Origin of the sequence: Frankia alni ACN14a, assembly GCF_000058485.1 — a bacterium.
Classification (GTDB): domain Bacteria; phylum Actinomycetota; class Actinomycetes; order Frankiales; family Frankiaceae; genus Frankia; species Frankia alni.
Genome location: NC_008278.1, coordinates 1,919,037 through 1,944,035, shown reverse-complemented (window position 1 = coordinate 1,944,035; position 24,999 = coordinate 1,919,037). Strand labels below are relative to the sequence as shown.

General features: G+C 73.5%; 21 protein-coding genes. 13 read left to right on the top strand and 8 right to left on the bottom strand.

Features of this window, described 5'->3' with window-relative positions; all coding sequences use genetic code 11:
• The first annotated feature begins 51 nt into the window (after positions 1-51).
• Positions 52-1,074, top strand: a complete 1,023-nt coding sequence (locus FRAAL_RS07785; RefSeq protein ID WP_011602986.1) for a class I SAM-dependent methyltransferase — start codon at positions 52-54, stop codon at positions 1,072-1,074.
• A gap of 334 nt (positions 1,075-1,408) precedes the next feature.
• Positions 1,409-3,259: a choline/carnitine O-acyltransferase gene (locus tag FRAAL_RS07780; protein ID WP_011602985.1), complete on the top strand. Its 1,851-nt coding sequence runs from the start codon at positions 1,409-1,411 to the stop codon at positions 3,257-3,259.
• A gap of 96 nt (positions 3,260-3,355) precedes the next feature.
• Here the strand turns inward: FRAAL_RS07780 and FRAAL_RS07775 are convergent, their stop codons facing one another.
• Positions 3,356-4,006 (bottom strand): DUF2461 domain-containing protein, encoded by a 651-nt coding sequence (locus FRAAL_RS07775; protein WP_041938995.1) that lies wholly within the window; start codon positions 4,004-4,006, stop codon positions 3,356-3,358.
• Between the two features lie 313 nt (positions 4,007-4,319).
• Between FRAAL_RS07775 and FRAAL_RS07770 the strand changes: the two genes are divergently transcribed.
• Positions 4,320-6,107 carry a thiamine pyrophosphate-requiring protein gene (locus tag FRAAL_RS07770; RefSeq protein ID WP_011602983.1) on the top strand — a complete coding sequence of 596 codons (1,788 nt, stop codon included), beginning with the start codon at positions 4,320-4,322 and terminating at the stop codon, positions 6,105-6,107.
• 59 nt (positions 6,108-6,166) lie between these two features.
• Here the strand turns inward: FRAAL_RS07770 and FRAAL_RS07765 are convergent, their stop codons facing one another.
• Both FRAAL_RS07765 and FRAAL_RS07760 read right to left on the bottom strand, forming a co-directional pair.
• Positions 6,167-6,799, bottom strand: a complete 633-nt coding sequence (locus FRAAL_RS07765) for a class I SAM-dependent methyltransferase (RefSeq protein ID WP_011602982.1) — start codon at positions 6,797-6,799, stop codon at positions 6,167-6,169.
• Positions 6,796-7,329: a phosphotransferase gene (locus tag FRAAL_RS07760; protein WP_011602981.1), complete on the bottom strand. Its 534-nt coding sequence runs from the start codon at positions 7,327-7,329 to the stop codon at positions 6,796-6,798. The genes FRAAL_RS07765 and FRAAL_RS07760 overlap by 4 nt, the downstream gene beginning before the upstream one ends.
• A 163-nt stretch (positions 7,330-7,492) precedes the next feature.
• Between FRAAL_RS07760 and FRAAL_RS07755 the strand changes: the two genes are divergently transcribed.
• Both FRAAL_RS07755 and FRAAL_RS07750 read left to right on the top strand, forming a co-directional pair.
• On the top strand, positions 7,493-8,284 hold the full coding sequence (locus tag FRAAL_RS07755) for an AAA family ATPase (protein ID WP_011602980.1): 792 nt from the start codon (positions 7,493-7,495) through the stop codon (positions 8,282-8,284).
• 68 nt (positions 8,285-8,352) lie between these two features.
• Positions 8,353-8,595: a type II toxin-antitoxin system RelE family toxin gene (locus FRAAL_RS07750; RefSeq protein WP_011602979.1), complete on the top strand. Its 243-nt coding sequence runs from the start codon at positions 8,353-8,355 to the stop codon at positions 8,593-8,595.
• A gap of 30 nt (positions 8,596-8,625) precedes the next feature.
• Here FRAAL_RS07750 and FRAAL_RS07745 read toward each other — a convergent pair whose 3' ends face one another.
• Positions 8,626-9,585 (bottom strand): LLM class F420-dependent oxidoreductase, encoded by a 960-nt coding sequence (locus FRAAL_RS07745; protein WP_231861566.1) that lies wholly within the window; start codon positions 9,583-9,585, stop codon positions 8,626-8,628.
• A 206-nt stretch (positions 9,586-9,791) separates the two neighbouring features.
• On the opposite strand from FRAAL_RS07745, the gene FRAAL_RS30945 reads away from it, so the two are divergent.
• Positions 9,792-11,507 carry an ABC transporter ATP-binding protein/permease gene (locus FRAAL_RS30945; RefSeq protein WP_011602977.1) on the top strand — a complete coding sequence of 572 codons (1,716 nt, stop codon included), beginning with the start codon at positions 9,792-9,794 and terminating at the stop codon, positions 11,505-11,507.
• A 799-nt stretch (positions 11,508-12,306) separates the two neighbouring features.
• Here FRAAL_RS30945 and FRAAL_RS34690 read toward each other — a convergent pair.
• Positions 12,307-12,942, bottom strand: a complete 636-nt coding sequence (locus tag FRAAL_RS34690) for a ribosomal eL19 family protein (RefSeq protein ID WP_231861565.1) — start codon at positions 12,940-12,942, stop codon at positions 12,307-12,309.
• A gap of 30 nt (positions 12,943-12,972) precedes the next feature.
• Between FRAAL_RS34690 and FRAAL_RS34685 the strand changes: the two genes are divergently transcribed.
• From FRAAL_RS34685 to FRAAL_RS07725, 3 genes are all read left to right on the top strand, one after another.
• Positions 12,973-14,682 carry an MATE family efflux transporter gene (locus tag FRAAL_RS34685; protein WP_231861564.1) on the top strand — a complete coding sequence of 570 codons (1,710 nt, stop codon included), beginning with the start codon at positions 12,973-12,975 and terminating at the stop codon, positions 14,680-14,682.
• Between the two features lie 156 nt (positions 14,683-14,838).
• Entirely contained in the window at positions 14,839-16,143 is a 1,305-nt protein-coding gene (locus tag FRAAL_RS07730; RefSeq protein ID WP_231861563.1) for a hypothetical protein, read from the top strand.
• A complete protein-coding gene (locus FRAAL_RS07725) occupies positions 16,140-17,141 on the top strand; it encodes a glycoside hydrolase family 26 protein (protein WP_011602974.1) in 1,002 nt (333 codons plus the stop codon). The genes FRAAL_RS07730 and FRAAL_RS07725 overlap by 4 nt, the downstream gene beginning before the upstream one ends.
• Positions 17,142-17,314: 173 nt before the next feature.
• On the opposite strand, the gene lysS is transcribed toward FRAAL_RS07725, so the two are convergent.
• Both lysS and FRAAL_RS07715 read right to left on the bottom strand, forming a co-directional pair.
• Positions 17,315-19,171: a lysine--tRNA ligase gene (lysS, locus tag FRAAL_RS07720; RefSeq protein ID WP_050997043.1), complete on the bottom strand. Its 1,857-nt coding sequence runs from the start codon at positions 19,169-19,171 to the stop codon at positions 17,315-17,317.
• Between the two features lie 100 nt (positions 19,172-19,271).
• Positions 19,272-20,201, bottom strand: a complete 930-nt coding sequence (locus FRAAL_RS07715) for an AraC family transcriptional regulator (RefSeq protein WP_011602972.1) — start codon at positions 20,199-20,201, stop codon at positions 19,272-19,274.
• Positions 20,202-20,352: 151 nt separating this feature from the next.
• On the opposite strand from FRAAL_RS07715, the gene FRAAL_RS07710 reads away from it, so the two are divergent.
• A complete protein-coding gene (locus FRAAL_RS07710) occupies positions 20,353-20,871 on the top strand; it encodes an anthrone oxygenase family protein (protein WP_041938993.1) in 519 nt (172 codons plus the stop codon).
• Between the two features lie 94 nt (positions 20,872-20,965).
• Here the strand turns inward: FRAAL_RS07710 and FRAAL_RS07705 are convergent, their stop codons facing one another.
• On the bottom strand, positions 20,966-22,024 hold the full coding sequence (locus tag FRAAL_RS07705; RefSeq protein WP_083866730.1) for a GlxA family transcriptional regulator: 1,059 nt from the start codon (positions 22,022-22,024) through the stop codon (positions 20,966-20,968).
• 157 nt (positions 22,025-22,181) lie between these two features.
• Here FRAAL_RS07705 and FRAAL_RS07700 point away from each other — a divergent pair, with 157 nt between their 5' ends.
• The 3 genes from FRAAL_RS07700 to FRAAL_RS07690 all read left to right on the top strand — a co-directional run bounded on the left by FRAAL_RS07700 (position 22,182) and on the right by FRAAL_RS07690 (position 24,997).
• A complete protein-coding gene (locus FRAAL_RS07700; protein WP_050997334.1) occupies positions 22,182-23,192 on the top strand; it encodes an NAD-dependent epimerase/dehydratase family protein in 1,011 nt (336 codons plus the stop codon).
• Between the two features lie 141 nt (positions 23,193-23,333).
• Positions 23,334-24,047 carry a DUF5994 family protein gene (locus tag FRAAL_RS07695; protein WP_050997042.1) on the top strand — a complete coding sequence of 238 codons (714 nt, stop codon included), beginning with the start codon at positions 23,334-23,336 and terminating at the stop codon, positions 24,045-24,047.
• Between the two features lie 8 nt (positions 24,048-24,055).
• The gene (locus tag FRAAL_RS07690) at positions 24,056-24,997 is read left to right on the top strand and encodes a transglutaminase-like domain-containing protein (protein WP_083866729.1); all 942 of its coding nucleotides are present in this window, start codon (positions 24,056-24,058) and stop codon (positions 24,995-24,997) included.
• Positions 24,998-24,999: the final 2 nt, after the last annotated feature.

The window sequence follows — 24,999 nt, the reverse complement described above, 5'->3', positions numbered from 1 at the left end:
GCCCCCGCCGGTCCCGACAGCCGCCCCGCCGTTCGAGGAGGAGCGTCCCGCGTGCATTCCGACGCCGACCCCACCGACGCCAACCCCACCGACGCCCGACCCACCGACGTCCATCCCCTCGGCGCCCATCCCATCGACGTCCGCACCATCGACGTCGACCTCGATGCCGATGCCGATCCGGCCGGCCCGCTCGACGACGAACTGCGGTTCGACGACACCGGCAAGGTCGCCCTCGACCACATCTACACCCAGCCCGACCCGCAGGCCTACTTCAGCACCCTGCGCAGGCTCGGCTACCACATTCCCCAGCTCGCCAAGCCGTTCTTCAGCCGGCTCATCGACGAGTGCCGGGCCCAGCGTCGACTCCCTCCGACCGTGCTGGACATCGGCTGCTCCTATGGAATCAACGCCGCGCTGCTGCGCTGCGACCTGACGATGGACGACCTGTTCGAGCGGTACGGCGCCGAGCCCGGCCCAGGTCGGGACGCCCTGCTGGACCGCGACCGCGAGCTCGTCCGCGCCCACCGCCGGCCGAGCGGGACCCGCTTCGTCGGCCTGGACACCTCCGAGCCGGCGATCTCCTACGCGGTGGCCGCGGGTTTCCTCGACGAGGCCGTCTGCGCGGACCTGGAGCAGCGGGATCCCACCGAGGCCGAACGCGCCCGTCTCGACGGCGCCGACCTCGTCATCTCCACGGGCTGCATCGGATACGTCAGCGAACGAACCCTTACCCGGGTTGCCCGCGCGGCCGGTGACCGGCGGCCCTGGATGGCCCACTTCGTGCTGCGGATGTTCCCCTTCGCGCCGTTCACCGAGGCCCTCGACGAGCTCGGCTACGAGACCGTCCATGTCGACGGGGTGTTCCCGCAGCGGCGCTTCGCCTCCGCCCAGGAGCAGGAGCAGGTCCTCGACACGCTGGCCTCGGTGGGCGTGGATCCCCGCGGGCTGGAGACCGAGGGCTGGCTCTACGCCCAGCTGCACGTTTCCCGGCCGCGCGGTGCCGCCGGACGCGGGGCGAACCGCCCCGTCTTCGGCCAGCAGCCGGCCGGCACCCTTACTGGCCGGCGAGTCTGAGGACCGTGACGGCGAGCCTGAGGAAGGACCGCGACGGCAAGCCTGAGGACGGTGGCGGCAAGCCTGAGGACGGTGGCGGCTGATCCGAGGGCCGCGGCCGCGAACCCGCGAGCCCTGGTGAGCCAGTCGGCACCGCCCAGGGGTGGCGACGACCCGCACGATGCGCTCGCCTCATGGGACCCTCTAGCTCCGGCCGAGACACACCAAGACCAGCAGACACACCGAGACCAGCCGAGCCGCCAAGACCAGCCGAGCCCCGAGACCAGCCGAGCCGCCAAGACCAGCCGAGCCCCTGAGACCAGCCGAGCCCCCCTGAGACAAACCGAGGCCCAGGATGAACGCGACCCCATCCGACCAGCGCACCACCGGAACCTTCGCCTACGACGACCTGCTGCCCCGGGTGCCGCTGCCCACGCTCGCGGCGAGCTGTGAGCGTTTCCTCGAGTGGTCCGCCCCCCTGCTCACCCCGGCCGAGCGCGCGGCGACCGCGGCGGCCGTGACCGCCTTCCAGGGCTCCGACGGCCCCGGCCCGGTCCTGCACGCCGCGCTGGAGCGCTACGAGGCGACCGAGGGCGTGCGGAGCTGGCTGGACGACTTCTGGGACTCCCGCTACCTCGGCCGGCGGGACCGTATCGCGCTCAACGCCAACTACATCTTCCTGTTCGCCGACAACGCCGCCGCCCGTGCGGCGGAGCAGCCGCAGGTCGAGCGGGCCGCGGGCCTGATCGCGGCGGCCGTCGACTACAAGCTGCGCCTCGACGACGAGCGGATCGAACCGGTCCGCCAGCGCGGTCAGGTGCTGTCGATGGCGCAGAACACCTACCTGTTCTCCACCACCCGGATCCCCGGTGCCGTGCAGGACACCGTGCGCACCCCGTACAGCGAGGCCTGGCCCGGCCCCTCCCCGGCCCGCCACATCGTGGTCTTCCACCGCGGGAACATCATCCGCCTCGACGTGGTCGGCCCGGACGGGCAACCGTACACGCTCGACGACCTCACCGCGGGCCTCACCGCCGCGCTCAAGGCGGCACCGACCCGGGCGCCGGCCGACGCCGCCGTCGGCCAGCTCACCACGAAGGCGCGCGCCGCCTGGGCGCAGAGCCGGGAGCGGCTGTCCGCCCTCGACCCGGCGAATGCCGCCGCGCTCGACACCATCGAGACCGCGTTGTTCTGCCTCTGCCTGGAGGAGGCCACGCCGGCCGACAACCTCGCCGCCTGCGACCAGCTCCTGCACGGCGACGCCGGCAACCGCTGGTTCGACAAGGCGGTCTCGCTGATCGTGTTCCCGGACGGCCGGGCGGGCATCAACGTGGAGCACTGCGGTCTGGACGGCACGACGATCCTCAGCTTCGTCGACGACCTGCTGTCCACCTCACCGCAGGAGCACTCGGCGAGCTCCGGCGCCCAGCCGCAGGGCCTGCCCGCCGTCGAGCCCGTCGAGTTCGTCCTCGACGCCGACCTGCGCGCGGACATCGCCGAGGCCGGGGCCTCGTTCACCGACTTCGCCGCGGCGACCGCGTCGACCGTGCTGTCCTTCGACGACATCGGCCAGCAGCAGGCCAAGGCCCTGCGGACCTCGCCGGATGCCTTCGTCCAGCTCGCCTACCAGCTTGCGCACGTCCGCGCCAAGGGGCACGTGGGTGCCACCTACGAGTCGATCGCGACCCGGCAGTGGCGGCGCGGACGCACCGAGGCGATGCGGGTCGTCACTCCGCAGATCCACCAGTTCGTCGCGGCGATGCAGGACCCGGCCGCCGACCCGGCGACGAAGCGGGCCGCGTTCCGCGCCGCCGCCGACGCGCACGTGCGCCGCGCGAAGGACTGCCAGGCCGGACGCGCCCCGGAGCAGCACCTGTGGGAGCTGCAGTTCATCGCCCGCCGCCAGGGCGCCGAGCTCGGGGTGCGGGAGCCGATTGCGCTCTACGACTCCCCCGGCTGGGTGAAGACGCGTGACGACTTCCTGAGCACCAGCTCGGCGCCGTCGGTCAACGTCGAGTTCTTCGGCTTCGGCTCGACGAGCAGCCAGTGCATCGGCGTCGCCTACGTGCTGCTGCCGGATCGGTTCAACCTCTACCTGAGCACCCCGCGCGCGGTCGCCGGCGGCCTGTACGCCTTCGCCGAGCAGCTGGCCCTGGCGCTGCGCGAGCTGCAGGACCTCCTCGCCGACGAGCCGCCCGCGCAGTAGAACCTCCCGCCCGGCCCGGCCCCGCCTCGGTTGCCAGGCCGGGCGGGACCCCGCGGAGGGGTGGGCAACCCCGGCCCTGCCCTCGTGACCCGCCGGTCAGCGGCGACGGTCCTGGGGCAGGCGGGTGGGACCGACGTGGCGGTCGAGCCAGTCGCGCAGGACCCGCATGTCGCGCCAGGCAGCGGCGACGCGCTCGGCGCATGCGGGCTCGGCGAGCCAGGACGGTTCGCCGAACTCGCGGTGGGCGGTCATCGTGCGGTGGCGCAGCAGCTCGATGCGCGGATGGTCGGCGTCGTAGCCGCGCGGGTGGGTCTTCAGCCGGTTGCCCGAGATCTCGTAACCGTCCTTGCGCAGGCCCGCGACGACGGCTTCGAGCTGGGGGCCGGTGACGTCGTCGGCGACCGCCGCGCGCAGCCGCTCCACCTGGTCCGGCGCGGTCTGCCAGTAGCCGGTGGCCACCATCAGCCCGGCCGCGGACACCTGGACGTAGCCGCCGTGCTCGTTGTGGGCGCCGATCGCCGTCTTGTACGGCGACTTGTCCTTCGAGAAGCGGACGTCGCGGTTCGGCCGGAACACGTGCGGCTCACCGAACTCCGGTTCCAGGGCGTCGAGCAGGGCGAGCATCGGGCCGCGCACGGCGTTGGCGTACATCTCGCGATGGTCCGTCCAGTAGGCCTTGCTGTTGTCGGCCTCCAGCCCGTCGTAGAAGACCAGGGCCTCTGGGGGGAAACCGGTGAACTCCGACATCGGTCCTCCATTCACGGCGACGGACGGAGATGGGCCGCTCCAGCCGAGCGACGGCGGTTTGCGTTCGGGCGCAGCCTATGACCGGCCACCGACAGAATCGGCCGGGACCCCGCGGACCGCGGCCTCCCCGCCGCGTGCGCCATCCATGCGGTGCCGCGTTCGAAGCTGCGTTCGACGCTGCGTTCGACGCCGTGCACGGCCGGGTGGGAACGCCGCCGGTTTCAGACGCCGGCCGCGGGTAGAGCACCCGGCATACCGGCATGGGCACCGGCCGGCATGGGCACCGGCGACGCGCGACGAGAGGAACGGCGTCATGAGCCAGACCGTGGGCGACTTCATCCTGGCCCGGCTGCGCGACTGGGGCGTCGAGCACGTGTTCGGCTATCCCGGCGACGGCATCAACGGACTGCTCGCCGCCTGGGGGCGCGCCGAGAACCGGCCTCGGTTCATCCAGGCGCGGCACGAGGAGATGGCCGCGTTCGCGGCGGTGGGGTACGCGAAGTTCTCCGGGAAAGTCGGGGTCTGCGCGGCGACCTCGGGGCCGGGCGCGATCCACCTGCTCAACGGGCTGTACGACGCCAAGCTCGACCACGTCCCGGTGGTCGCGATCGTCGGCCAGACCAACCGCAGCGCGATGGGCGGCTCCTACCAGCAGGAGGTCGACCTGCTCAGCCTGTTCAAGGATGTGGCCAGCGAGTACGTGCAGGTCGTCAACGTCCCCGAGCAGCTGCCCAACGTCCTGGACCGGGCCCTGCGGGTCGCGCTCGCCGAGCGGGCCCCGACCTGCGTCATCCTGCCCGCGGACGTGCAGGAGCTCGACTACTCTCCGCCGACGCACGCGTTCAAGATGGTGCCGTCCAGCCTCGGGGTGCGCTGGCCGGCGGTGTCCCCCGACGACGCCGGCGTGCGCGCCGCCGCCGAGCTGCTCAACGCCGGGAAAAAGGTCGCGATCCTCGCCGGCCAGGGCGCCCGCGGCGCGCGGGCGGAGCTGATCGAGGTCGCCGACCGGCTCGGCGCCGGCGTCGCGAAGGCGCTGCTCGGCAAGGACGTGCTGCCCGACGACCTGCCCTTCGTCACCGGCGCCATCGGCCTGCTGGGCACCCGGCCGAGCTACGAGCTCATGCGGGACTGCGACACGCTACTCACCATCGGTTCAAGCTTCCCCTACAGCCAGTTCCTGCCCGATCTGCACCAGGCCCGCGCCGTGCAGATCGACATCGACGCCCGCTACATCGGCATGCGTTACCCGTACGAGATCAACCTGGTCGGGGACGCGGCGGCGACCCTGCGGGCGTTGCTGCCCCTGCTCGACCGCAAGGAGGACCGCTCCTGGCGGGAGACGGTCGAACGCAACGTGGCCCGCTGGTGGGAGACCGTCGAACGGGAGGCGCACGTCGAGGGCAGGCCGATCAACCCGATGCGGCTGTTCTGGGAGGCCTCCGCCCGGCTGCCCGACAACGCCATCCTGGCCGCGGACTCCGGGTCGGCGGCGAACTGGTATGCCCGCGACCTGCGCCTGCGCGGGGACATGCGCGGCTCGCTGTCGGGAACGCTCGCCACGATGGGCCCCGGCGTGCCGTACGGGATCGGCGCGAAGTTCGCCCACTCGGACCGGCCGGTCATCGTGTTCGAGGGCGACGGCGCGATGCAGATGAACGGCCTGGCCGAACTGCTCACCATCGCCCGCTACTGGCACGAGTGGGCCGACCCCCGGTTCGTCGTCGCCGTGCTGCACAACAACGACCTCAACCAGGTCACCTGGGAGATGCGGGCGATGCAGGGCGCACCGAAGTTCACCGAGTCGCAGACGCTGCCCGAGGTGTCCTACGCCGACTTCGCCCGCGCGGTCGGCCTGCACGGGGTCGCCGTCGACGAGCCCGGCCAGCTCGGCCCCGCCTGGGACCGGGCACTCGCCGCCGACCGCCCGACGGTCCTCGACGTCCGCACCGACCCAAACTTCCCCCCGATCCCGCCACACACCACCTTCGAGCAGGCCAAGGACGCCGCCGAGGCCCTGCTCAAGGGCGACGAGAACCGCTGGGGCATCATCTCCGCCGGCCTGCGCACCAAGGTCCAGGAACTCCTCCCCCACCGCGGCTGACGCACCAGAAGCTCCGTCGGGGATCCGGCCTGGGCCTCCACATCGGCGCTGGCGTTGTGTCACCAGTCGGGGTCGGCCCGCGCCGTGATGATGAGCGTGTGTGGTGACAGGTCGGAGTCGGCATGGCGGACGCGGATGTCCACGAAACCGTGACGGCTCAGCAGTCGGGTCCAGGTCGCTGGGGGGTGGGCGTGCCAGTGGATGCATGCCTCTGGTGTCGCCGGGGTGGCGCGCTGCCGGTCGGTGCTGCGGACGGAGAAGGCGAGCAGTCCGCCGGGGGTGAGCCTGCGTCGGATCAGGGCGATCAGGGGTAGGGCGGGGGTGAGGCCGACTGCGCCGAAGACGGAGTAGCAGACGTCGATGGGTTCTGCCGCGGTGAGAAGGTAGCGGGCCGCGCCGGTGACCTGAACATCGAGGTGTGGCCAGCGGGCCTGTGCTCGGCGGATCTGGGAGGGGGCGGCGTCGATGCCGAGGCCGCGGGCTCCGCAGTGGTCGACGAGGTGGGCGAGGTTGTCGCCGGTGCCGCAGCCGAGTTCGACGACGCGCCGTCCGGCGATGTCGCCGAGCAGCGCCGGGCCCGGGTCGCCTGTGTCGCTGCAGGTCCAGACGAAGCGAGAAGGACCGGGCGACCGGTGGAGGTCACCGGCCGCGATGCGGGCGCGGGCGTGACGCTCCCAGATGGCGGCGTTCATCGGGACGGGGTCCACAGGAAGGTGTCTGCTTCGCGGAGGTGCCGTCGGATGACGGTGGCGGTGAAGGCGTCCTGGTCCGGGTTCGGCATCCATGTGGTGGCCTGTTCCAGGTACCAGACGATGATCCACAGCCGGTGCCAGCCCAGCGCCCACTGTTCCGCCGGCAGGCCCGCGCGGAGGCGGGATGTCTCCGGCGCCCCGCCGGTCCTGATGTAGGCCCAGATCAGCCGTCGCAGGCTCACCGGATCGGCCGGCTGCTGGGTTCCCTGCCAGGAGGCCAGGTCGAGAAGGCCTGCGCCGGTGAAGGACCGCGCCCAGTCCAGCAGGTGCCATCCGTCCTCGCGGACGTGCAGGCTGGTCGGGTGTAACTCGCTGTGGCACAGCCCGAACGGAGCCAGTTCGGCGCCGTCGGCGAGCCGATCGGCATGGTCGGCAAGCCGTGCCAACGGCCCGTCCAGATCGGTGCTGTCCATCCATCGTCCCGCGGCCCGCAGCTCCTCCAGCCGCGCGAGGGCGGCATGCGCCTTCACGGAGGTGAGCCGCCGGTACTCGTTGAAGAAGCCTCCGTGGTTCTCATAGCTTTTACCTATTTGCCCAGGTCAGGGCATTGTTACGCATCGTGGTGGTCCCGACAGGAATCGAACCCCGCCGGCCGGACTGGCGCGGGCGGCTGGGGCCTGCTTCGTAGGGTCGATGGACGATCCGCTGGACGTCGCGCCGACGATGGGGAGCTCGCCCGTGTTCGTGGACCGCGTCTTCGTGCCCGACGGGCTCGCCCCGCAGGCGGAGGGCCGGGGGCGGTGGCCGTTCACCGTGCCGGCCGTCGCCGCCATCCTCGACGGCGGGCTGGCGCTGACCCGACCGGTGACGTTTCTGGTGGGCGACAACGGGTCGGGCAAGTCGACGCTGGTGGAGGCGATCGCCGAGGGCTTCGGACTGGATTCCCACGGAGGCCGGCTCGGCACCCGCCGCGGCCGGCCGAACCCGGAGAAGACCCCGCTCGGCGAGGTGCTCCGCCTCGACGTGACCGCGGCCGGGGCCCGGATGCTCGGCGGCCCGCGCGCCCGGAAGAAGGGCTTCTTCCTGCGGGCGGAGACGGCGTTCACCCTGACCGAGAACCTCGCCGGCGTGCCCGGCTACTGGGAGGAAGACACCCGCAGGATGAGCCATGGCGAGGGTTTCCTCGCCATCCTCCGGTCGATGTTCGACGCCCCCGGGTTCTACGTCCTCGACGAGCCCGAGGCTGCCCTGTCCTTCACGGCCAACCTGCACCTGGTCGCCCTGCTGCACGAACTGGGGACGACCGGAGCGCAGATCGTCTGCGCCACCCACTCCCCGATCCTCGCCGCGACGCCCGGCGCCGACATCGTCGAGGTCGGCGCACACGGCCTGCGCAGGACCACCTGGGACGACCTCGACCTCGTCGCGAACTGGCGCCAGTACCTCAACGGCCCCGAGCGCTACCTGCGCCACCTGATCCCCTGACCGGCCACCCTCATTCCGCCCACCCTCATTTCCGCCCACCCTCATGAGGGCACCGGCTGATCAGGGCCATGTCCCGCTTGCCGTTGAGCGGCGAACGCCTGCCCCAGGCGGTTGCCGCAGCGGCCTACGAGTTCATCACCAGTCCGCTCGTGCAGGCGCCCCACCGCGTGGGGAAACGGCTGATGCCGCCGCTGGACGATCGGTTCAGCGCCCGCCGCGGCACCTATCGGATCATCTACCGCGTTGACGACGCAGCCAGGACTGTGGCGGTCGTGGACATCGACCACCGTCGCGACGTCCACCACCGCTGAGCCTGCCGCTGGCGGGCAGAGCCGCTCCGCTCAGCGGAAGCGGGGGAGGATCTCGCGGCGGTAGAAGTCGAAGAAGCCGGACTGGTCGGAGCCGATCTGGGTCACGAAGACCTCGGTGTAGCCGGCGTCGAAGTACTCCTGGATCGCGCGGACGTGCCGCTCGACGTCCGGCCCGCAGACCGCCGACGCCGCGGCCATCTCCTCCGTGACGAGCGCGCTGGCCTGCTCGAAGTGCGTCGGCGTGGGCAGCTCCTGGGACAGTTCGCCCGGCAGCGCGCTGTTCGGCCACAGCGCGTGGACGGTCTTGCGGGCGTCGGCCTCGTCCTCGGCCCAGCAGACCTTCAGCGAGCCCTGCTTGGGCCGGTCGGCGCCGCCCGCCTCGTCGAACAGGTGCAGCAGGTCGGCGTCCGGAGCGACCCCGCAGTAGCCGTCGCCGATGCGCGCCGCCAGGCGGACCGCGGCCGGGCCGAACCCGGAGACGTACACCGGCGGCGGCTCGGCCGGCAGCGAGTACAGCCGCGCCCGGTCGACGGTGTAGTGCCGGCCGCGGTGGTTGACCGTCCCGCCGCGCCACAGCTCGCGGATGACGGCGACGGCCTCCTCCAGCATCTCCAGGCGGACCTCGGTGGCCGGCCAGCCGTCGCCGAGCACGTGCTCGTTGAGCGCCTCCCCGGAACCCACGCCGAGCTGGAAGCGGCCGGGCAGCATCGTCGCGGAGGTCGCCGCGGCCTGGGCGATGATCGCCGGATGGATCCGCACGGTCGGGCAGGTCACCGCGGTGGTCAGCGGAACATGCTCGGTGACCTGCGCGATGGCGCCGATGACCGACCAGACGAACGGTGCCTGCCCCTGCGCGTCGTTCCAGGGGTGGAAGTGGTCGGAGATCCACAGACCGTCGAAGCCGGCCTGTTCGGCCGCCTGGGCCTGCTCGACCAACGCCCGGGCGCCGTGCTCCTCGCAGGACAGCGCGTACCCGACGAACGACATCATTCTCACCTCGGCTTCTGCTTGTCGACAGCTCGACCCGTCCGCCCCTGGGGGTGCCGCCACCGCACGCCGCCAAACATCCGACGGCCGGACGCGACGCGGGCGCGTGGGGACGCCGCGGAACTCGCCCGGACGCACGGTCGCCCGGATCGGGGCACGGGCTTGGCAGGATGCGGTGGGTGCCCCCAGGACCGGAAACGACACCGAGCGTGACCAACGCGGCCGGCGCCGCCGCTCGGCGCGCCCCGCCCGGCGCGCATATGGACGTGGCGGCGGTCGCCGCGACCGACGTGCGGATCCGGCGCGGGGCCCACCGGCGCGGACGCGGAGGTCATGTAGTCATCCACGGCGTCACGTTCACCGTGCCCCGCGGCAGCGTGACCGGGGTGATCGGGCCGAGCGGCGGCGGCAAGACCACGCTGATGCGGGCGATCGTCGGGGTGCAGAGCAGCGTCGACGGGGACCTGCGCGTTCTCGGCCACGCTGCCGGCGACGCCTGCCTACGCCGGCGGGTCGGCTACGCCACCCAGGCCGCGTCGGTGTACGGCGACCTGACCGTGCGGGAGAACCTGCGCTACTTCGCCGCGCTCGCCCAGGCCGACGACCCCGACGACCCGACCCGCGCGCCCGGCTATCTCGACGCGCTGCTGGCCCACGTCGGCCTCACCGAGCAGGCGCCCCGGCTGGTCGACCACCTCTCGGGCGGCCAGCGCTCGCGGGTGTCGCTGGCCGTCGCGATGATCGGCGGCACCGACCTGCTCGTCCTCGACGAACCCACCGTCGGGGCCGACCCCCTGCTGCGCCGGCGGCTGTGGGCCGACTTCCGCCAGCTCGCCGAGCGCGGCACGACGATCCTGGTCAGCTCGCACGTGATGGACGAGGCGATCCGCTGTGACCGCCTGCTGCTGCTCTACCAGGGCAGGCTGCTGGCGCAGGGCACCCCGGCGGACCTGCTCGCCGCCACCGACTGCGGCGATCTGGAGGAGGGCTTCCTGCGCCTCGTCGAGGCGCCGAACCGGCCGGTCGAGGGCGGCGACCGGACCGGTCCGCGGGCCCGACCAGCGCCGGCCATCCCCACCGGGAGCGCCGCCGAGGCGCCGAGCGCCGCGACCGCGCCGCCGACCCGCGCCGCGCCCCGCGCGGCGGATCATCCCCCCGGCGTCGCGCCCTGCCCGCGCCGCAGGGCCATCGACGGGTTGCGTACCGGGGCCACGGCCGCGCGGGTGCTGCGCCAGCTCGGCCGCGACCACCGCACCCTCGCCCTGGTCCTGTTGCTGCCGCCGGTGCTGCTGTTGACGTTGCGCCTGCTGTTCCACCGGTCCCCCGACACCTTCAACCGAGTGGGCCCCGCGCTACTCGGGATCTTCCCACTCATGACGATGTTCTTCGTCACCTCCGTCGCGATGCTGCGCGAGCGCACGTCCGGCACCCTGGAGCGGCTGCTGACCAGCCCGGTCGGCCGCGGGGACCTGCTCGTCGGCTACGGGTTGGCGTTCGCCGTGCTCGCCGCGGCCCAGGCCGCGTTCGCCACCGCGCTGACCGTCGGCGCGCTCGGCCTGACCGTGCGGGGATCGGCCCCCATGCTTTTCGTGGCGGCCATCCTCAGCTCCTTCCTCGGCACCGCGCTCGGCCTCTGGATGAGCGTGTTCGCCCGCACCGAGTTCGAAGCCGTGCAGCTCATCCCGGCCGCGCTGATCCCGCAGTTCATGCTGTGCGGCATCCTCGTGCCGCGGCACGGCATGCTGCCGGCGCTCGACGCGATCAGCACCGTCATGCCGATGACGTACGTCGTCGACGCCATGGCCCGGCTGTCGACCTCGCGGCACGTCGACCGATGGCTGTCCCGCGACATCCTGATCGTCACCGGCTGCACGCTGGCCACCCTCGGCCTCGCCGCGGTGACCCTGCGCCGCCGGCACCCGTAGATCCAGGGCGGACAGCGGGACGACGCCGTCCACACCCTGCCGTCCCATCCCTGGTTGTTACGATCGTCACCGTCGTCCGCGAGGTGCGGCGCCGTCGTCGATGCGGAGGGATGCGGGCGGAGCTCGCCGGTCGCCGGCCAGGCAGGCACCGGGCGGCGAGACCGCCTCCACTCGCCGCAACCCCGGTGTGGTAGGCCGTATCGGTCGGACGTGGCAGCGGTCGGGTAAGGCACATCCAGCCCGCCCGGCCCGGGCGAGCCACCCATATCGGGCTACCATCGACCTGCTGGCTGCCGGGCGTGCGGCGCCGCGGCGGGCCCCTGCGGGGCTCGCCGGGCACGAGCTCCGGTGGCCCCCGGCGAGATGCGCCGGTCAAGGTCGGGCTGATGCGGCATGAGAGGACGGTCGGCGGTGGATGGATGAGTCCGGCCACGGATTCCCATCCGACGACGATCAGGGTGGCCCGCCGGCCACCCGCCTGCCGGGGCGGCCGGGCGGGCGACCCCCGGTGACCCGCGTCGAGCCGGGTCCCGCGACCACGCAGGCGACCCAGCACCTCACCGCGCCGCGCCCGCGCCGCTCGGACGCGCCCCCTTCGGACCCGAGCACCGCGCCCCGCGACCAGGACCGGCTCACCCAGCAGGATCTGCCCGCTGGTCAGGACCCGTCCGCCGGCCAGACGCAGCCGACAGACGGGGAACGGTCCGCAGACCAGCACCGGCGGACAGAGCAACAGCGGAGAACAGAGCAACAGCGGAGGACAGAGCAGCAGCCCTCCGCCCCGCCGCTCCCGTCCAGTTCAGCGGGTCCGGCGGGCCCGGCGGAGTTCACGTCGACGACCGAGCTGGCCGCGTTGCGCCGCCGTCTCGGCATGCCCGAGGTGGCCGAGGCCCGCCGGGCCGAACGCGAACGCCGGGCCGCTCGGGACGACGGCTCCGCCCGGCAGCACGACGGCCCGGCCCGGCGCGGCGACGGCGTCGCCGGGCGCGGCGACGGTCCGGCTCGGCGCGGCGACGGTCCGGTCCGGCGCGGCGCGGCTGCGGCCCGGCATGACGACGGCTCGGCCCGGCACGATGGCGGTCCCGCCGAGGGCCCCGGCCCCGGTCGAGAACGCCACCGTGGCCGCGAACGTGACCGGGATCCGGCCCTGTATCCCATCGGCCGGACCCAGCGGACCGGGGACCATCGCCAGCACAACGACCACAGCCAGAGCGCCGATCGCGGTCGGGTCACCGAGAGCGGGCCGCGGCGCGGGCGCCTCGAGGAGTCGGAGGCCGCCACCGGCCACCGCCAAGGGCACGGATACGGCCACGGCCGCGAGTTCGGCTACGGCAACGGCTTCGGACGGGGCGAGCGCGGCGGGGGCGAGCGCGGTGCACGTGAGCGCGGCGGGGCCGCGCCGGACCCGGCGCGTCGGGTCGAACCGTTCGACCACGAGCGGACACAGATCATCCGTGGGCTGCGCGTGCGTCGGGTGCCCGGGGCGGACACCTTCCGTCCCACCCACGCGCCCACGGCCGAGGGCCTGATCCCGATGTCCGGCACGATGACCGGTGAGTTCTTCCTCGGCGGCCTCAACCGGCTGGATCCGGCGATCGACGGCCGCGGCGGTGCCGGCGCGGGCGGAGCGGTCGGCGGGACGGTGTACGCGCCCGCCGGGACGGCCGACGCGGACCACCGTCCCGAACCGGTCGACTACGGCCTCGCGGACCTCAGCGAGGACGTCGGCGTGGGCGGGCGGCACCGGGTCGAACGGACGACCCGCGGATCGAGCCGGTCCCGGGCGATCTGGACCCTCGTCGACCAGGTGCTCTCCAGCGGCACGAACGCCGTGATGTCGTTCATCATCGCCCGCAGCGTGAGCTCGTCGGAGTTCGGCGCGTTCGGCGTGGCGTTCGCGATCTTCTCCCTCATGATCGGCTTCTCGAAGGCCGCAGGCACCGCGCCCCTGGGCATCAAGTTCGCGGACGTGTCGCCCCGGGTGTTCCGGGCGGCGGGTGCCGCGGGCACCGGCACGGCCTTCGTCATCGGACTGCTCTCCGGGGCGGTGACGCTGGTCGTCGGCCTCGCGCTCGGCGGCGGCGTCGGCAACTCTCTGATCGCGATGGGCCTGGTGTTCCCGGCCCTGCTGCTCCAGGATGCCTGGCGGCAGGTGTTCTTCGCCGAGGGTCGACCGGCGGCCGCCGCGGCCAACGACGGAGTCTGGGCGATCGTCCAGTTCGCAGCCATCTTCCTGCTGATCGTCCGCGATGTGTCGACCTCGTGGGCGATGCTGCTGGCCTGGGGCGGGGCGGCGGCCGTCGCGGCCGTCATCGGGATCTACCAGGCCGGCTTCCGGCCCGCGACGAACCAGGTCCGGTCCTGGATCGCCGAGCATCGTGACATCAACGGCTACATGAGTGCGGAGTACCTCACCGTCCAGGGCGCTCAGCAGGCGTCGACGCTGCTGCTCGGCACCCTGGGAGCGATCGACCTCGTCGGCGCGCTGCGCGGGGTGCAGACCCTGCTCGGACCGACGACGATCCTCGCCGTAGGGATCGTGAGCTGGGCCGTCCCGGAATTCTCTCGCCGCAAGGACATGTCGGCAGGGGAGCGGCTGCGGGCCGCCTACGCTCTGTCGGGAGTGATCGTCGCCGTCGGCGTGATCTGGGGAACGATCTTCCTGTTCCTGCCGACGAGCATCGGTCACTCCCTGCTCGGCGACACCTGGGGGCAGACCCACCATCTGCTGGCGCTGTCGATCATCCAGCAGACGGGGCCGGCGGCGACGGTGGGACCGGCCTGCATGCTCTACGCGATGGGGCAGGCCAAACTCACCTTCCGCGCCAACGCGATCCTGGCCCCACAGCTGCTGCTCTACCCGATCATCGGGCTGGAGCTCGGCGGGGCGTCCGGGGCGGTCGTCGGCTACATCGCGGCGTTCTGGATCACGGTGCCGTTCTGGTTCCTGCTGGTCCGCCGGGTCGCCCGCGACATGGAACAGGACGGCACCACGAGCATCGCGGCGGCGGGGTCAGTCGGAGCGGGGTCAGTCGGAGCGGAGTCAACCGGAACGGAGCCGACCGGAACGGAGCCGACCGGTGCGGCTCGGGCCGCATCGGAGTCGGCCGGATCGGGGCCGGCGGGATCGGAGTCGGCCGGATCGGGGCCGGCCGGATCGATCGAGCCTGGATGAGCCGCATCGTGTCCGGCCCCGCCGACCAGGGTCAGGAAAGTTCTCCGATCACGGCCGGCCCGTCGGGGGGCGGCGACCATATAGGTAGGATCTCGACCGGCGTCGAGACCGTTCCGGTGAATGCCGCCTGGACCCGGGCCAGGCGGGGGGGTTGAGATGATTCTGCGCATCCTGTATCGATCCGTTGGTTCGGAGAACGCGAAGAACCGACCGGCCTTCTACAGCAAGCGGCTGGCGCTCGCGTCCCTCCTGCGCGCCGTCGAGAAAGTCGAGATCCCGACGAGGATCGTCTTCGTCAACGATGGTCCGATGCCGGCGGATCGCCTTTCGATGATGGAAGAGGCCGGCGAGATCGTCCCGGTCACGTGCGGCAGTAATCGCGCGTCGTATCGCCACGTCCTTCGCATGCCCAGGCTTCGCCGCTGGGCAGCCGACGATCTCGTCTGGCTCGCGGAAGACGACTATCTGTACACGGAGAACTCGCTCTCCGCCCTGGTCACCGCCGCCGCCGCCCGTCCGGACGTCGAATACTTCACGCTGTACGGCACCTCGCGGCTGTCCGCCACCTCCACCCGGCGACGCCCGCAGGTCACCGACGACGGCGGCATCCACGAGCACGCCCCGGTGATCGGGGGGGTGACCTGGGCTCGCACCGCGACCACCACCAGCACCTTCGGCCTGCGCGTCGGCACCCTCGTCGAGGACGAGCTGCTGCTGCGCTCGATCCCCTTCGTCGGTGGCGCCTTCGACCGCGCGACGTGCCTGACACTGCAGGGTTTCCAGCCCTTCCGGCTGCCGGAACTGGGCGGTGAGCCACCGCTGGTGGCGCCCTCGACGGTCGCCGCGCGGATCGCCCGCCGGGCGGCGCTGACCGGGCTGCGGGCCACCCTGAACGCGGTGGCGCTGGCCCGACCCGAACGACGGCGGCGAACCCTGCTCGTCCCCGCGCCCTCCCTGGCCACGCACATGGAGCTGGGCGCCGCACTCGTCCCCGGCCACGACTGGCCGGCGGAGGCCGACGGCGTCCTGGCCTGGCTGCAGTCCCGCAGCGCTGACCCGACGCAACCGAGCCCGGCACAGCCGGCCCAGGCACAGCCGGCCCAGGCACAGCCGGCGCAGGCACAGCCAGCTCAACTGCACCAGGCACAGACGGCCCAGGCGCGGGCGACCTCCTCGGCGGGCGCGCGGCCGAACACCGCCGGGGCGAACGGAAAGCCGACCACCGCGGGAGGGCCGACGCCGGCTGCCGCGACGGGCGGGACGGCCGCGGGCACGACCGTGCCGGGCGTTCTGGTGTCCGGCATCACCTCGCGGGCCGTTCCCACGGGCGCAGCGGCCACCTCCGCGTCGCCGGCCGCCGGGCTGTCGCCGCTGGCGGCGGCCGATCAGTTGCCGGCACCGGGTGCCGGCGAGGCCTCGCCCACCGCGGCGCCGGTTCTCCGCAGGCCCTCCGTAGCGTGAGGGCGGGACGCCGCTCGCGGCTGGTCGCGCTGTCGCTGCTGCTGGTCACAGTGCTGCTGACCGCCGGGCTCGCGGCGTGCTCCGGTTCGTCGAAACCCACTCCCGGCCCCGTCGGGGTGCACTGGGTGTCCGGCGCCAACGGCAACTATCCCGCCGACGTCAACGCCTGGGGTGCGTTCACCGGCCGCAAGGTCGGCCTCGCGATCGTCTTCACCGAACGCAAGGACTGGTACAACATGGTTTCGGCGGACTGGCCGACGGCGGCCTTCACCCGGGACAAGTTCCCGGGTGAGCTGTCGATCGCGCAGCCGCCGTTCCCCCGCGACGGCAACGAGGCGGCCTGCGCGAGCGGTGCCTACGACAACTACTGGCGGACGTTCGGCGCGACGCTGACGAAGTTCGGCCGCGCGGACGCCTACATCCGGCTCGGCTGGGAGTTCAACGGCGATTACATGTACTGGCACGTGCGCAATGTCGAGACCTGGAAGGCGTGCTTTCGCCGGACCGTGACCGCGCTGCGCTCGACCGCGCCGGCCGTGCAGATCGACTGGAACATGAACGCCCACACCGACAAGCTGCCCGGCAGCGGGCGGGACGTGTGGGACGCCTATCCCGGTGACCAGTACGTCGACGTCGTCAGCATCGACTCCTACGACTTCTTCCCCACGTCGGTCAGCGAGAAGAGCTGGGACCGGCAGTGTCACCAGCGGTCCGGACTGTGCACGGTGATCCAGTTCGCCCGTGATCACGGTAAGAAGTTCGCCGTCCCGGAGTGGGGGGTGGTCCGGTCGGAGGGCGGCGGCGGCGACAACCCCTTCTACGTCCAGAAGATGTACGAGACGTTCGCCGCCAATGCCGAACACCTCGCATACGAGGCGTACTACAACAACTCCGAGGCGAAGAACGTCCGCTCCTCGCTGTACAAGCCGGATCTGAATCCCAAGTCGTCGAAGCGTTACCTGCGGTTGTTCGGCCCCGCCTCGCCCGGCGCCGGCTGAACCACGCAGTCCCCGGCGCCAGGCCCCCGGTTGATACCTCGGCTACTCTCGCGGCGACCCTCCGCCCCACGGCGACCCTCCGCCCCACGGCGAGGACGCGTCCCCGTGCGCGCCCCGCGCTCGGAACCGGTGGCGGAGGACATCCTCGATCTGCGCGATGTCCAGCAGGCGCGCTACTCGGCGGTGGCGGCGAGCAGGGTTCGGATGCGCTCGGGGCCGACCGCCAGCAGCAGGGTGGGCAGGCGCGGGCCGGTGTCGCGGCCGACCAACAGGCGGTAGATCAGGACGAAGAACGCACGCTGGGCCTGCTTGAGCTCGGTGGTGGCGGGTGCGTCGGCGGGCAGCCCGCGCAGCAGCTTGGGCACGGCGTAGGTCAGCGTGGTGAGCCCGTCCAGCGACCAGTCCTCCTCGAGGCCGTCGACGAGGATGGCGAGGGCCTTGGTCTCGTCGGCGCTCAGCCCGGCCAGCGCCGCCCGGTCCGGCTCGGTCCGCACGATGGTGCGCTGCTCCGCGGGCACGTGCTCGCGGGTCCAGGCGCGGGCGGCGTCCAGCCGTGGCTGGAGGTCGTCGAGCGAGAACGGCGCCTGCCCGGCGGCGTCGGCGCCGCTCCCGCCGGCCGCGTCGCTGCCGCGAGCCTGACGCAGGATCCGCAGGATCTGGGTCGGGTCGTCGGCGGTGATGTCGCAGATCGACGACAGCAGGCGGAACGGGAACACCGTGCGCGGCGCGTCGACCGGGCCGCCCTCGACGGTTCCCCGCGAGCGCGCCACCACGGTGTTCTCCGCGGGCTCGGCCGCGCCGTCGCCGACCCGCCGGTTCAGCGCGTCCCACTCGTCGTAGACGCGCAGCACCTCCGCCCCGAAGTCGACGGTGATGGCCTGGTTCGGCCGGCGCCGGGCGTAGATCCAGCGCACGATCGCCGGCTCCAGGATGTGCAGCGCGTCCGCCGGGGTGGGGGCGCCGCCCGCCGAACCGGAGAGCTTGGCCCGCCCGCGGACCCCGACGAAGGAGTACGGCAGGTACACCGGCGGCTCGCCGCCGAACACCTCGCGGACGATGCTGCCCCCGACGGTGAAGCTCGACCCGGGCGAGGAGTGGTCGACCCCGCCGGCCTCGAAGGCGACGTTCTCGAAGGCCCAGCGCATCGGCCAGTCGACCTTCCACACCAGCTTGCCGTTCGCCGGCCCCCGCACGTCGAACCGGCCGTGGTTGCCGCACGCGGAGCAGGAGTAGTCGCCCTGGCCGGCCGCCGGGTCGAAGGACGCCACCACCGTCGTGTCACGGCCGCAGACCTCGCAGTAGGGCCGGAACGGGAAGTAGGCCGACGCCGACGCCGAACCCTCGTCGTCGGCGGCCCCCTCGTCGGCGGCGACGTCGACGTCCGCCGGGGGAACGTCGTCGGCCCCACCCGGCGCCGCGCCTGCCCGCCGCCCGCCGCGCCCGGCCCGGCCGCCGGGACCGGAACCACCGGCGCCGGAGGCCCTCGGCCCCGAGCCATCCAGCCCAGAACCATCCGGGCCGGAGCCGGCGGGTGCCGCGGTAGGCGACGGCTGCAGCGTGCGGTAACGGCCGAGGATGCCGTCGATGGTGGGGGCGGCGGCGATCGCCCGGGCGATGCCGTCGGCGTAGGCGCCCGAGCGGTACATCTCGGTCTGGCTGATCTCGCGCACCTCGATGCCGAGGCGACGCAACGCGTCGCGGAACGGAGCCTTGAACCGCTCCGCCCAGCTCGGGAACTCGCCCCACGGATCGGGAACGGCCGTCAGCGGCCGGCCGACGTGCTCGGCGAAGTCCGCGGGCACCCCGGCGGGCACCTTGCGCAGCCGGTCGTAGTCGTCCCAGGACAGGATGTGCTCACAGGGCACTCCGCGCGAGCGGATCTCCTCGGCGACGAGATGCGGGACGAGGATCTCTCGCAGGTTGCCGAGGTGAATGGGCCCCGACGGGCTGATCCCCGACGCGCAGACGACCTTTGCGCCCCCGGGGCGCTGCTGCGCCCGCTCGATCGCTTCGTCCGCGGCCCTGGTCATCCAGTCCCGGCGATCAACCACAGTCCCACCACATCCCGATGTCGAACCCTTGACAGCAACCCTAACGGTCTCGCACCGAGCCCCCGCCCCGGCGGCCTGCTCACCGTGCGCGGTGCTCGCGGGGGCTGACGCCGAAGTGGCGGCGGAAGGCGGTGCTCAGCGCGAAGGGGCTGCCGTAGCCGACCCGGCGGGCCACCGATCCGACGGAGGCGTCCGGTTCGCGCAGCAGGTCGGCGGCCAGCGCCAGGCGCCAGCCGGTCAGGTAGGCGATCGGGGGCTCGCCGACGAGGTCGGTGAACCGGCGGGCGAAGGCGGCCCGGGAGGCCCCGCAGGCGGCGGCCAGCTCCGCGACCGTCCACGGGTGCTGGGGCGTGTGGTGCACCAGGCGCAGCGCCGGGCCCACGACCGGGTCGTCGTTCGCCCGCCACCACGCCGGGGCGGCCCCCTCGGCCCGGGCGAACCAGGTGCGCACGACCGCGACGACGAGCAGGTCGAGCAACCGGTCCAGCACGATCTCCTGGCCGGGATCGTCCCGGCCGATCTCGCGGGCGAGCAGGTCCACGAGCGGGGAGTCCCAGTCGCCGGCCCGGACCACGGCGAGCGCCGGCAGCGCGGTGAGCAGCCGGCGGCTGACCTCGGTGCGCAACTGGTAGACGCCGGTCACCAGCTCGGCCGCGCCGTCGGGGCTGTTACCCCAGGCGCGTGACCCGAGCTTCATGGCCAGGTCCAGGCGCTCCCCCGACGGGGTGGTGCAGACCTGGCCGGGATGAATGACGATCTGGGTCGGGGTCGCCGGGTCGTCGGCCACCCGGTACGGCTCGGGCCCGCGGATGACGATGACGTCCCCGGCGCCCAGGCGCACCGCGGGCCGGTCGTCGGGGACCACCCAGGCATGCCCGCGCACGATCGCGACGATGGCCAGCGGCGCCTCGTCCTGGATGCGCATCGACCAGGGCGGGCTCATGGTCAGGCGCAGCAGGAAGGCGCCGCGCGCCCGGGGGCCGTCGAGCAACCCGGCGATCGCGTCCATGCGGGAGATCGTAACGGCGGTCCGGCCCGCACCGCACCGGATCGATGGACGCTCGCGTATGCAGCCGAGCGTCCGGGCCATGGCTCGTCCCGATCACGCGCGTTTCACTGGATCACGACAGCTTCCGGCCCGGCCAGACAGGACGGCGCACATGACCTCCAGGGTTCTGCCCACGCTCACGTTGATCACCGCCGTCGGGGCGGCGGTCGTCGGCGGGGTGTTCTTCGCCTTCTCCGCCTTCGTGATGACCGCACTGCGCCAGCTGCCGCCCGACCAGGGCCTCGCCGCGATGCAGAGCGTCAACCGGCAGGCCCCGACCGCCGCCCTCATGCTGGTCATGTTCGGCACGGCCGCCGCGTGCGTCGTGCTCGGCGTCGCGTCGGTGCGTGATCCGGACGAGCCGGGGGCCTGGTACCGCCTGGCCGGGGCTGCGCTCTACCTGTTCGGGGTGCTGCTCACGATCGCCTACCACGTGCCCCACAACGACGCCCTCGCCCGGGTGGACCCGACCGCCGCCGGCGCCGACGGGTCCTGGCTGCGCTACGCGGGCGACTGGACGGCCTGGAACCACGTCCGGACGCTGCTCTCGGTCGCCGGCGCGGTCGTCCTCGTCGCCGCGGTGCGCGTCGGCGACCGCGCGGCCGCGATGCTCCCGGTGCCGACCAGGTGAGCGACCAGGTGTGCGGCGAAGTGAACGGTGAACCGCGAGGTGAGCGGCGAGGTGAGCGGCGAGGTGAGCGGCGAGGTGAGGCGGAGCGGGACCGTCAGGCAACGCCGTCGCGGGGACGGGCGAAGGCCGCCCGGTAGGCGGTCGGGGTGAGTCCGGTGCGGCGCAGCAGGTGCTGGCGCAACGAGTCCGCCGAGCCCAGCCCGCTTCGCCGGGCGACGTGGTCCATCGGCAGGTCGGTGGTCTCCAGCAGCTCGCGGGCCCGCTCGATGCGCTTGTGCAGCAGCCACTGCAGCGGGCTGAGGCCCGTCTGGGCGCGGAAGCGCCGCCCGAGCGTCCGCTCGCTGACGTGCGCGTGCGCGGCGAGGTCGGCGAGGGTGAGCGGCTCGTCGAGGCGCGCCAGCGCCCAGTCCCGGGTGCGGGCCAGGCCGGTCCCGTCCAGGCCGGGCAGCGGGGTCGGGATGAGTTGGTTCTGGTCGCCGGCGCGCGCGGGGGCCGCCACCGCGAGGCGGGCCGCCGCGTTCGCGACCGCGCTGCCGTAGTCGCTGCGCACCAGGTGCAGGCACAGGTCGATGCCCGCGGCGAGCCCGGCCGAGGTCACGATCTGGCCGTCCTCGACGAACAGCACGTCCGCGCGGACGTCGACGGCGGGGAAGCGGCTGCTCAACGCCCCGGCCTGCACCCAGTACGTGGTCGCCTGCCGGCCGTCGAGCAGGCCGGCCTGGGCCAGGACGAACGCGCCGGTGCAGATCGAGGCGATCCGGCGGCCGGCGGCCGCCGCCGCCCGCAGCGCCACCAGCACCCGCGGATCGGCGTCGACCCGGGCACCCGTGCCGGTGACGATGACGGTGTCCGCGCAGGCGACGGCGTCGAGCCCCCGGCTGACGGTGAGGCCCATCCCCCCGCCGTCCCCCTCGACGGCGACCGGCCCGGGGTCGGCCGCGCAGACGGCCACCTCGTAGCCGGGCCGGTCCTCGACGAACGTGGCGCCGAGGACGAGCTGGGGGATGGACAGGTCGAACATCGTCACCGGCGGCACGGCGATCACCGCGACCCGGTGCGGCGAGCCGGACGGGCCGGACGGGCCGGACGGGCCGGACGGGCCGGACGGGCCAGGCGGGCCGGGGGTGCCGGGGGTGGTGATCGCCGCGGGCATGCCTCCCATCATCGCTGCGGCAGCGCGGCCCGATCCGATCATGGCGGGAACCTCCGGACATCTGGCGCCCGAAGGGCTGCCGCGCAGGCGCGGGCCCGACGAGGGTGATCCCGACGAGCCCGGTCCACACCGGGCGCCCAACCACGAGGAGCCAGCGATGACCCTGCACGTGATCGTCGGGGCCGGCGCGACCGGCGTCGCCACCGCCCACCTGCTCGCCGACGCGGGGGATCAGGTCAGGCTGGTGAGCCGTGGGGGCCGCGGCCCCCACCGTCCGGGGATCGACCTGGTGGCGGCCGACGCCACCGACGCCGACCGGCTGACCGAGCTGACCACCGGCGCACGAACCCTGTTCGGCTGCGCCGCGCCCGCCTACGACCGGTGGCCGGCGCTGTTCCCGCCGCTGGCCGCCGCGCTGCTGGCGGCCGCCGAGCGCACCGGCGCCGCCTACGTCATGCTCGGCAACACCTACGGCTACGGCCCGGTCGACGGGCCGATCACCGAGGACCAGCCACTGGCACCGATCACGGTCAAGGGGCGGGTGCGGGCCGCGATGTGGCACGACGCCCTGGCCGCCCACCGCGCCGGCCGGATCCGGGCGAGCGAGGTGCGCGCGGCGGACTTCCTCGGCGCCGGCGCCTACTCGCTCTACAACCAGCTGGTCACCCCGAAGATCCTCGCCGGTGCGCCCGCCGCCTTCCCCGGGGACCTCGACGCCGCCCACAGCTGGGCCTACGTCGGCGACGTCGCCCGCGCCCTCGTCGCGATCAGCCAGGATGACCGCGCCTGGGGACGGACCTGGCACGCGCCGAGCGTGCCGCTGTCGGTGCGTGAGCTGTCCCGGCGGCTCGTGGCCGCCAGGTTCCCCGACACCGCCGCCTCCCCCGGCGCCGCCGGCGCCCCCGGCGCCGCCCAGGCTCTGGAGCCGGAGCTGGTCCGGCTGACCGCGGCGGAACTCGCCGCGGCCGGCGCCGCCGACCCGGTGACCGCCGAGGTGGTGGAGATGCTCTACCTGTACGAGCGGCCCTGCGTACTGGACTCGACCAGCACCGAGAAGACGTTCGCGCTGTCCCCGGGCCGCCTCGACGTCGCGCTGGCCGAGACCGCCGGAGCCGGCCCTGACAGCGGTCGGGCCGGCGTCCGCGGCGAGGAGCAGACGGCTCGATGACCTCGGTTGTGCCGGGCCGGTGTGGTCGCCGGGCGTAGAATGGCTGTTGACCGGGTCTATCGCGAGCGTCGACCAGCAGGCCGACCCAGCCACCGGTCGCAGCCATCCGATGGTCATCGTCATCGGAGTAAGGCGGCCGTCATGACGACGAGCCAGCACATCCCTCCCGCCGACCGCGTCGACATCGCCCGGTTCGATGACGACGGTGGCGCTCCGTCCCAGTCCTCGGTCCCGCGTCCCGCGGCACCTCCGGCCACCGCATCGCCCGCCGAGCCGGGCGGCGCGGACGCCGGGGGTGGGGTGGCCGGGGCCGCGCCCCGCCTGACGTTGTCCCCGGACCGCGGCGAGGGCTCCTTCGACGGCGGCTGGTGGCCGCGGACGATGCGCCTCACCGACGAGCTGCCCGGCCTTCTCACCGCGCTGGCGGGCGCCGACGAAAGCGTCCGCCGGGTCTGCGTGAACGGCGACGCCTGGACGGCGATTCCGAGCCTGGCCGGAGGGTCGGGGCTGCCCCGGGCCCGGGTGGACTGGTTCCGAACCCTCGATCGGCGGGTGGTCACCGCAGGCAGCGACGGTGGCCTGCCCAGGCTGCGCCTGCTGGTGATCCCGCCCGAGGCTGCGGCCGGGCCGGCCCGGGTGCTGCTGCGGGCGGCCGCTGCCGGCGCGTTGACCGGCTCGCCCGGCGAGATCCTGCGGCAGGCCGGCGCCGAGGCGCCGGCGAAGAACGACGGACCGACCCACGCCGAGGCTCAGGCGGACGAGGACGCACCGACCGACGACGCACCGACCCGCGACGCACCGACCGGTGTCGCGGCGCCGGAGTCGTCGGCCGTGGCGCTCGTGGCGTCGCCCTGACCACGCGCATGGCGGGCGACACCACCGCGTCGAGCGGCCGGGAGACATCCTGGCCGGCCGGCGCTGACGATCCGGGCCGGCTCACCGGCACGGGCCGGGTGGTGACCTGTGACCTGGCCTTCGACGTCCAGGAGCCCGCCGACATCGCGTTGCAGATCGCCCCCGCCGCGCGCGGCGGCCGCATGCACGAGGAACGCCTGGACCTGGCGGTCGACGGCGCCCCCCTCGCCCCGCAGGTCGAGCTGGCCGCGCCCCACGGCGGGCGGATTCACCTCCTGCGGGCAGCCCCCGGCCTGTTCACCGCGTCCTATCGGGCGCACCTCGACCGCCCACACCTCGCCCCGCGCCCGGGAACGGCTACGGCTACGGCAACGGCAACGGCAACGGCAACGGGCGAGGAACCGCTCGACCTGCAACGGCTGACCTACCTGCGCCCGAGCCGCTACTGCCCGTCGGACCATGTCGTCGGACTCGCCGTGGCCGAGTTCGCCGCCCTGCCCCAGGGCCGGCGCCGGGTCGACGCCGTCGTGGACTGGATCCACCACCGGATCGGCTATGTCGCCGGCGCCAGCACGGTCCACGACACCGCCGAGGACACCCTGCTGACCGGGCAGGGGGTGTGCCGCGACTTCGCGCACCTGGGCGTCACCCTGTGCCGGGCGCTGGGGATACCGGCCAGGTTCACCGCGGTCTACGCGCCCGGGCTGACCCCGATGGACTTTCACGCCGTCTTCGAGGCCTGGACCGACGGCGCCTGGCACGTCCACGACCCGACCCGGCGGGTTCCGCGCGACGGCCTGGTTCGGATCGCCACCGGCCGGGACGCCGCCGACACCGCGTTCGCCGCGGTCCTGGGCGGCATCGCCACTCTGCTGTCGGTCGAGGTCACCGCCACGGTGACCGGACTCCTGCCGGCCGACGACCACCGGGCCGAGGCCGTCCTCGCCTGATC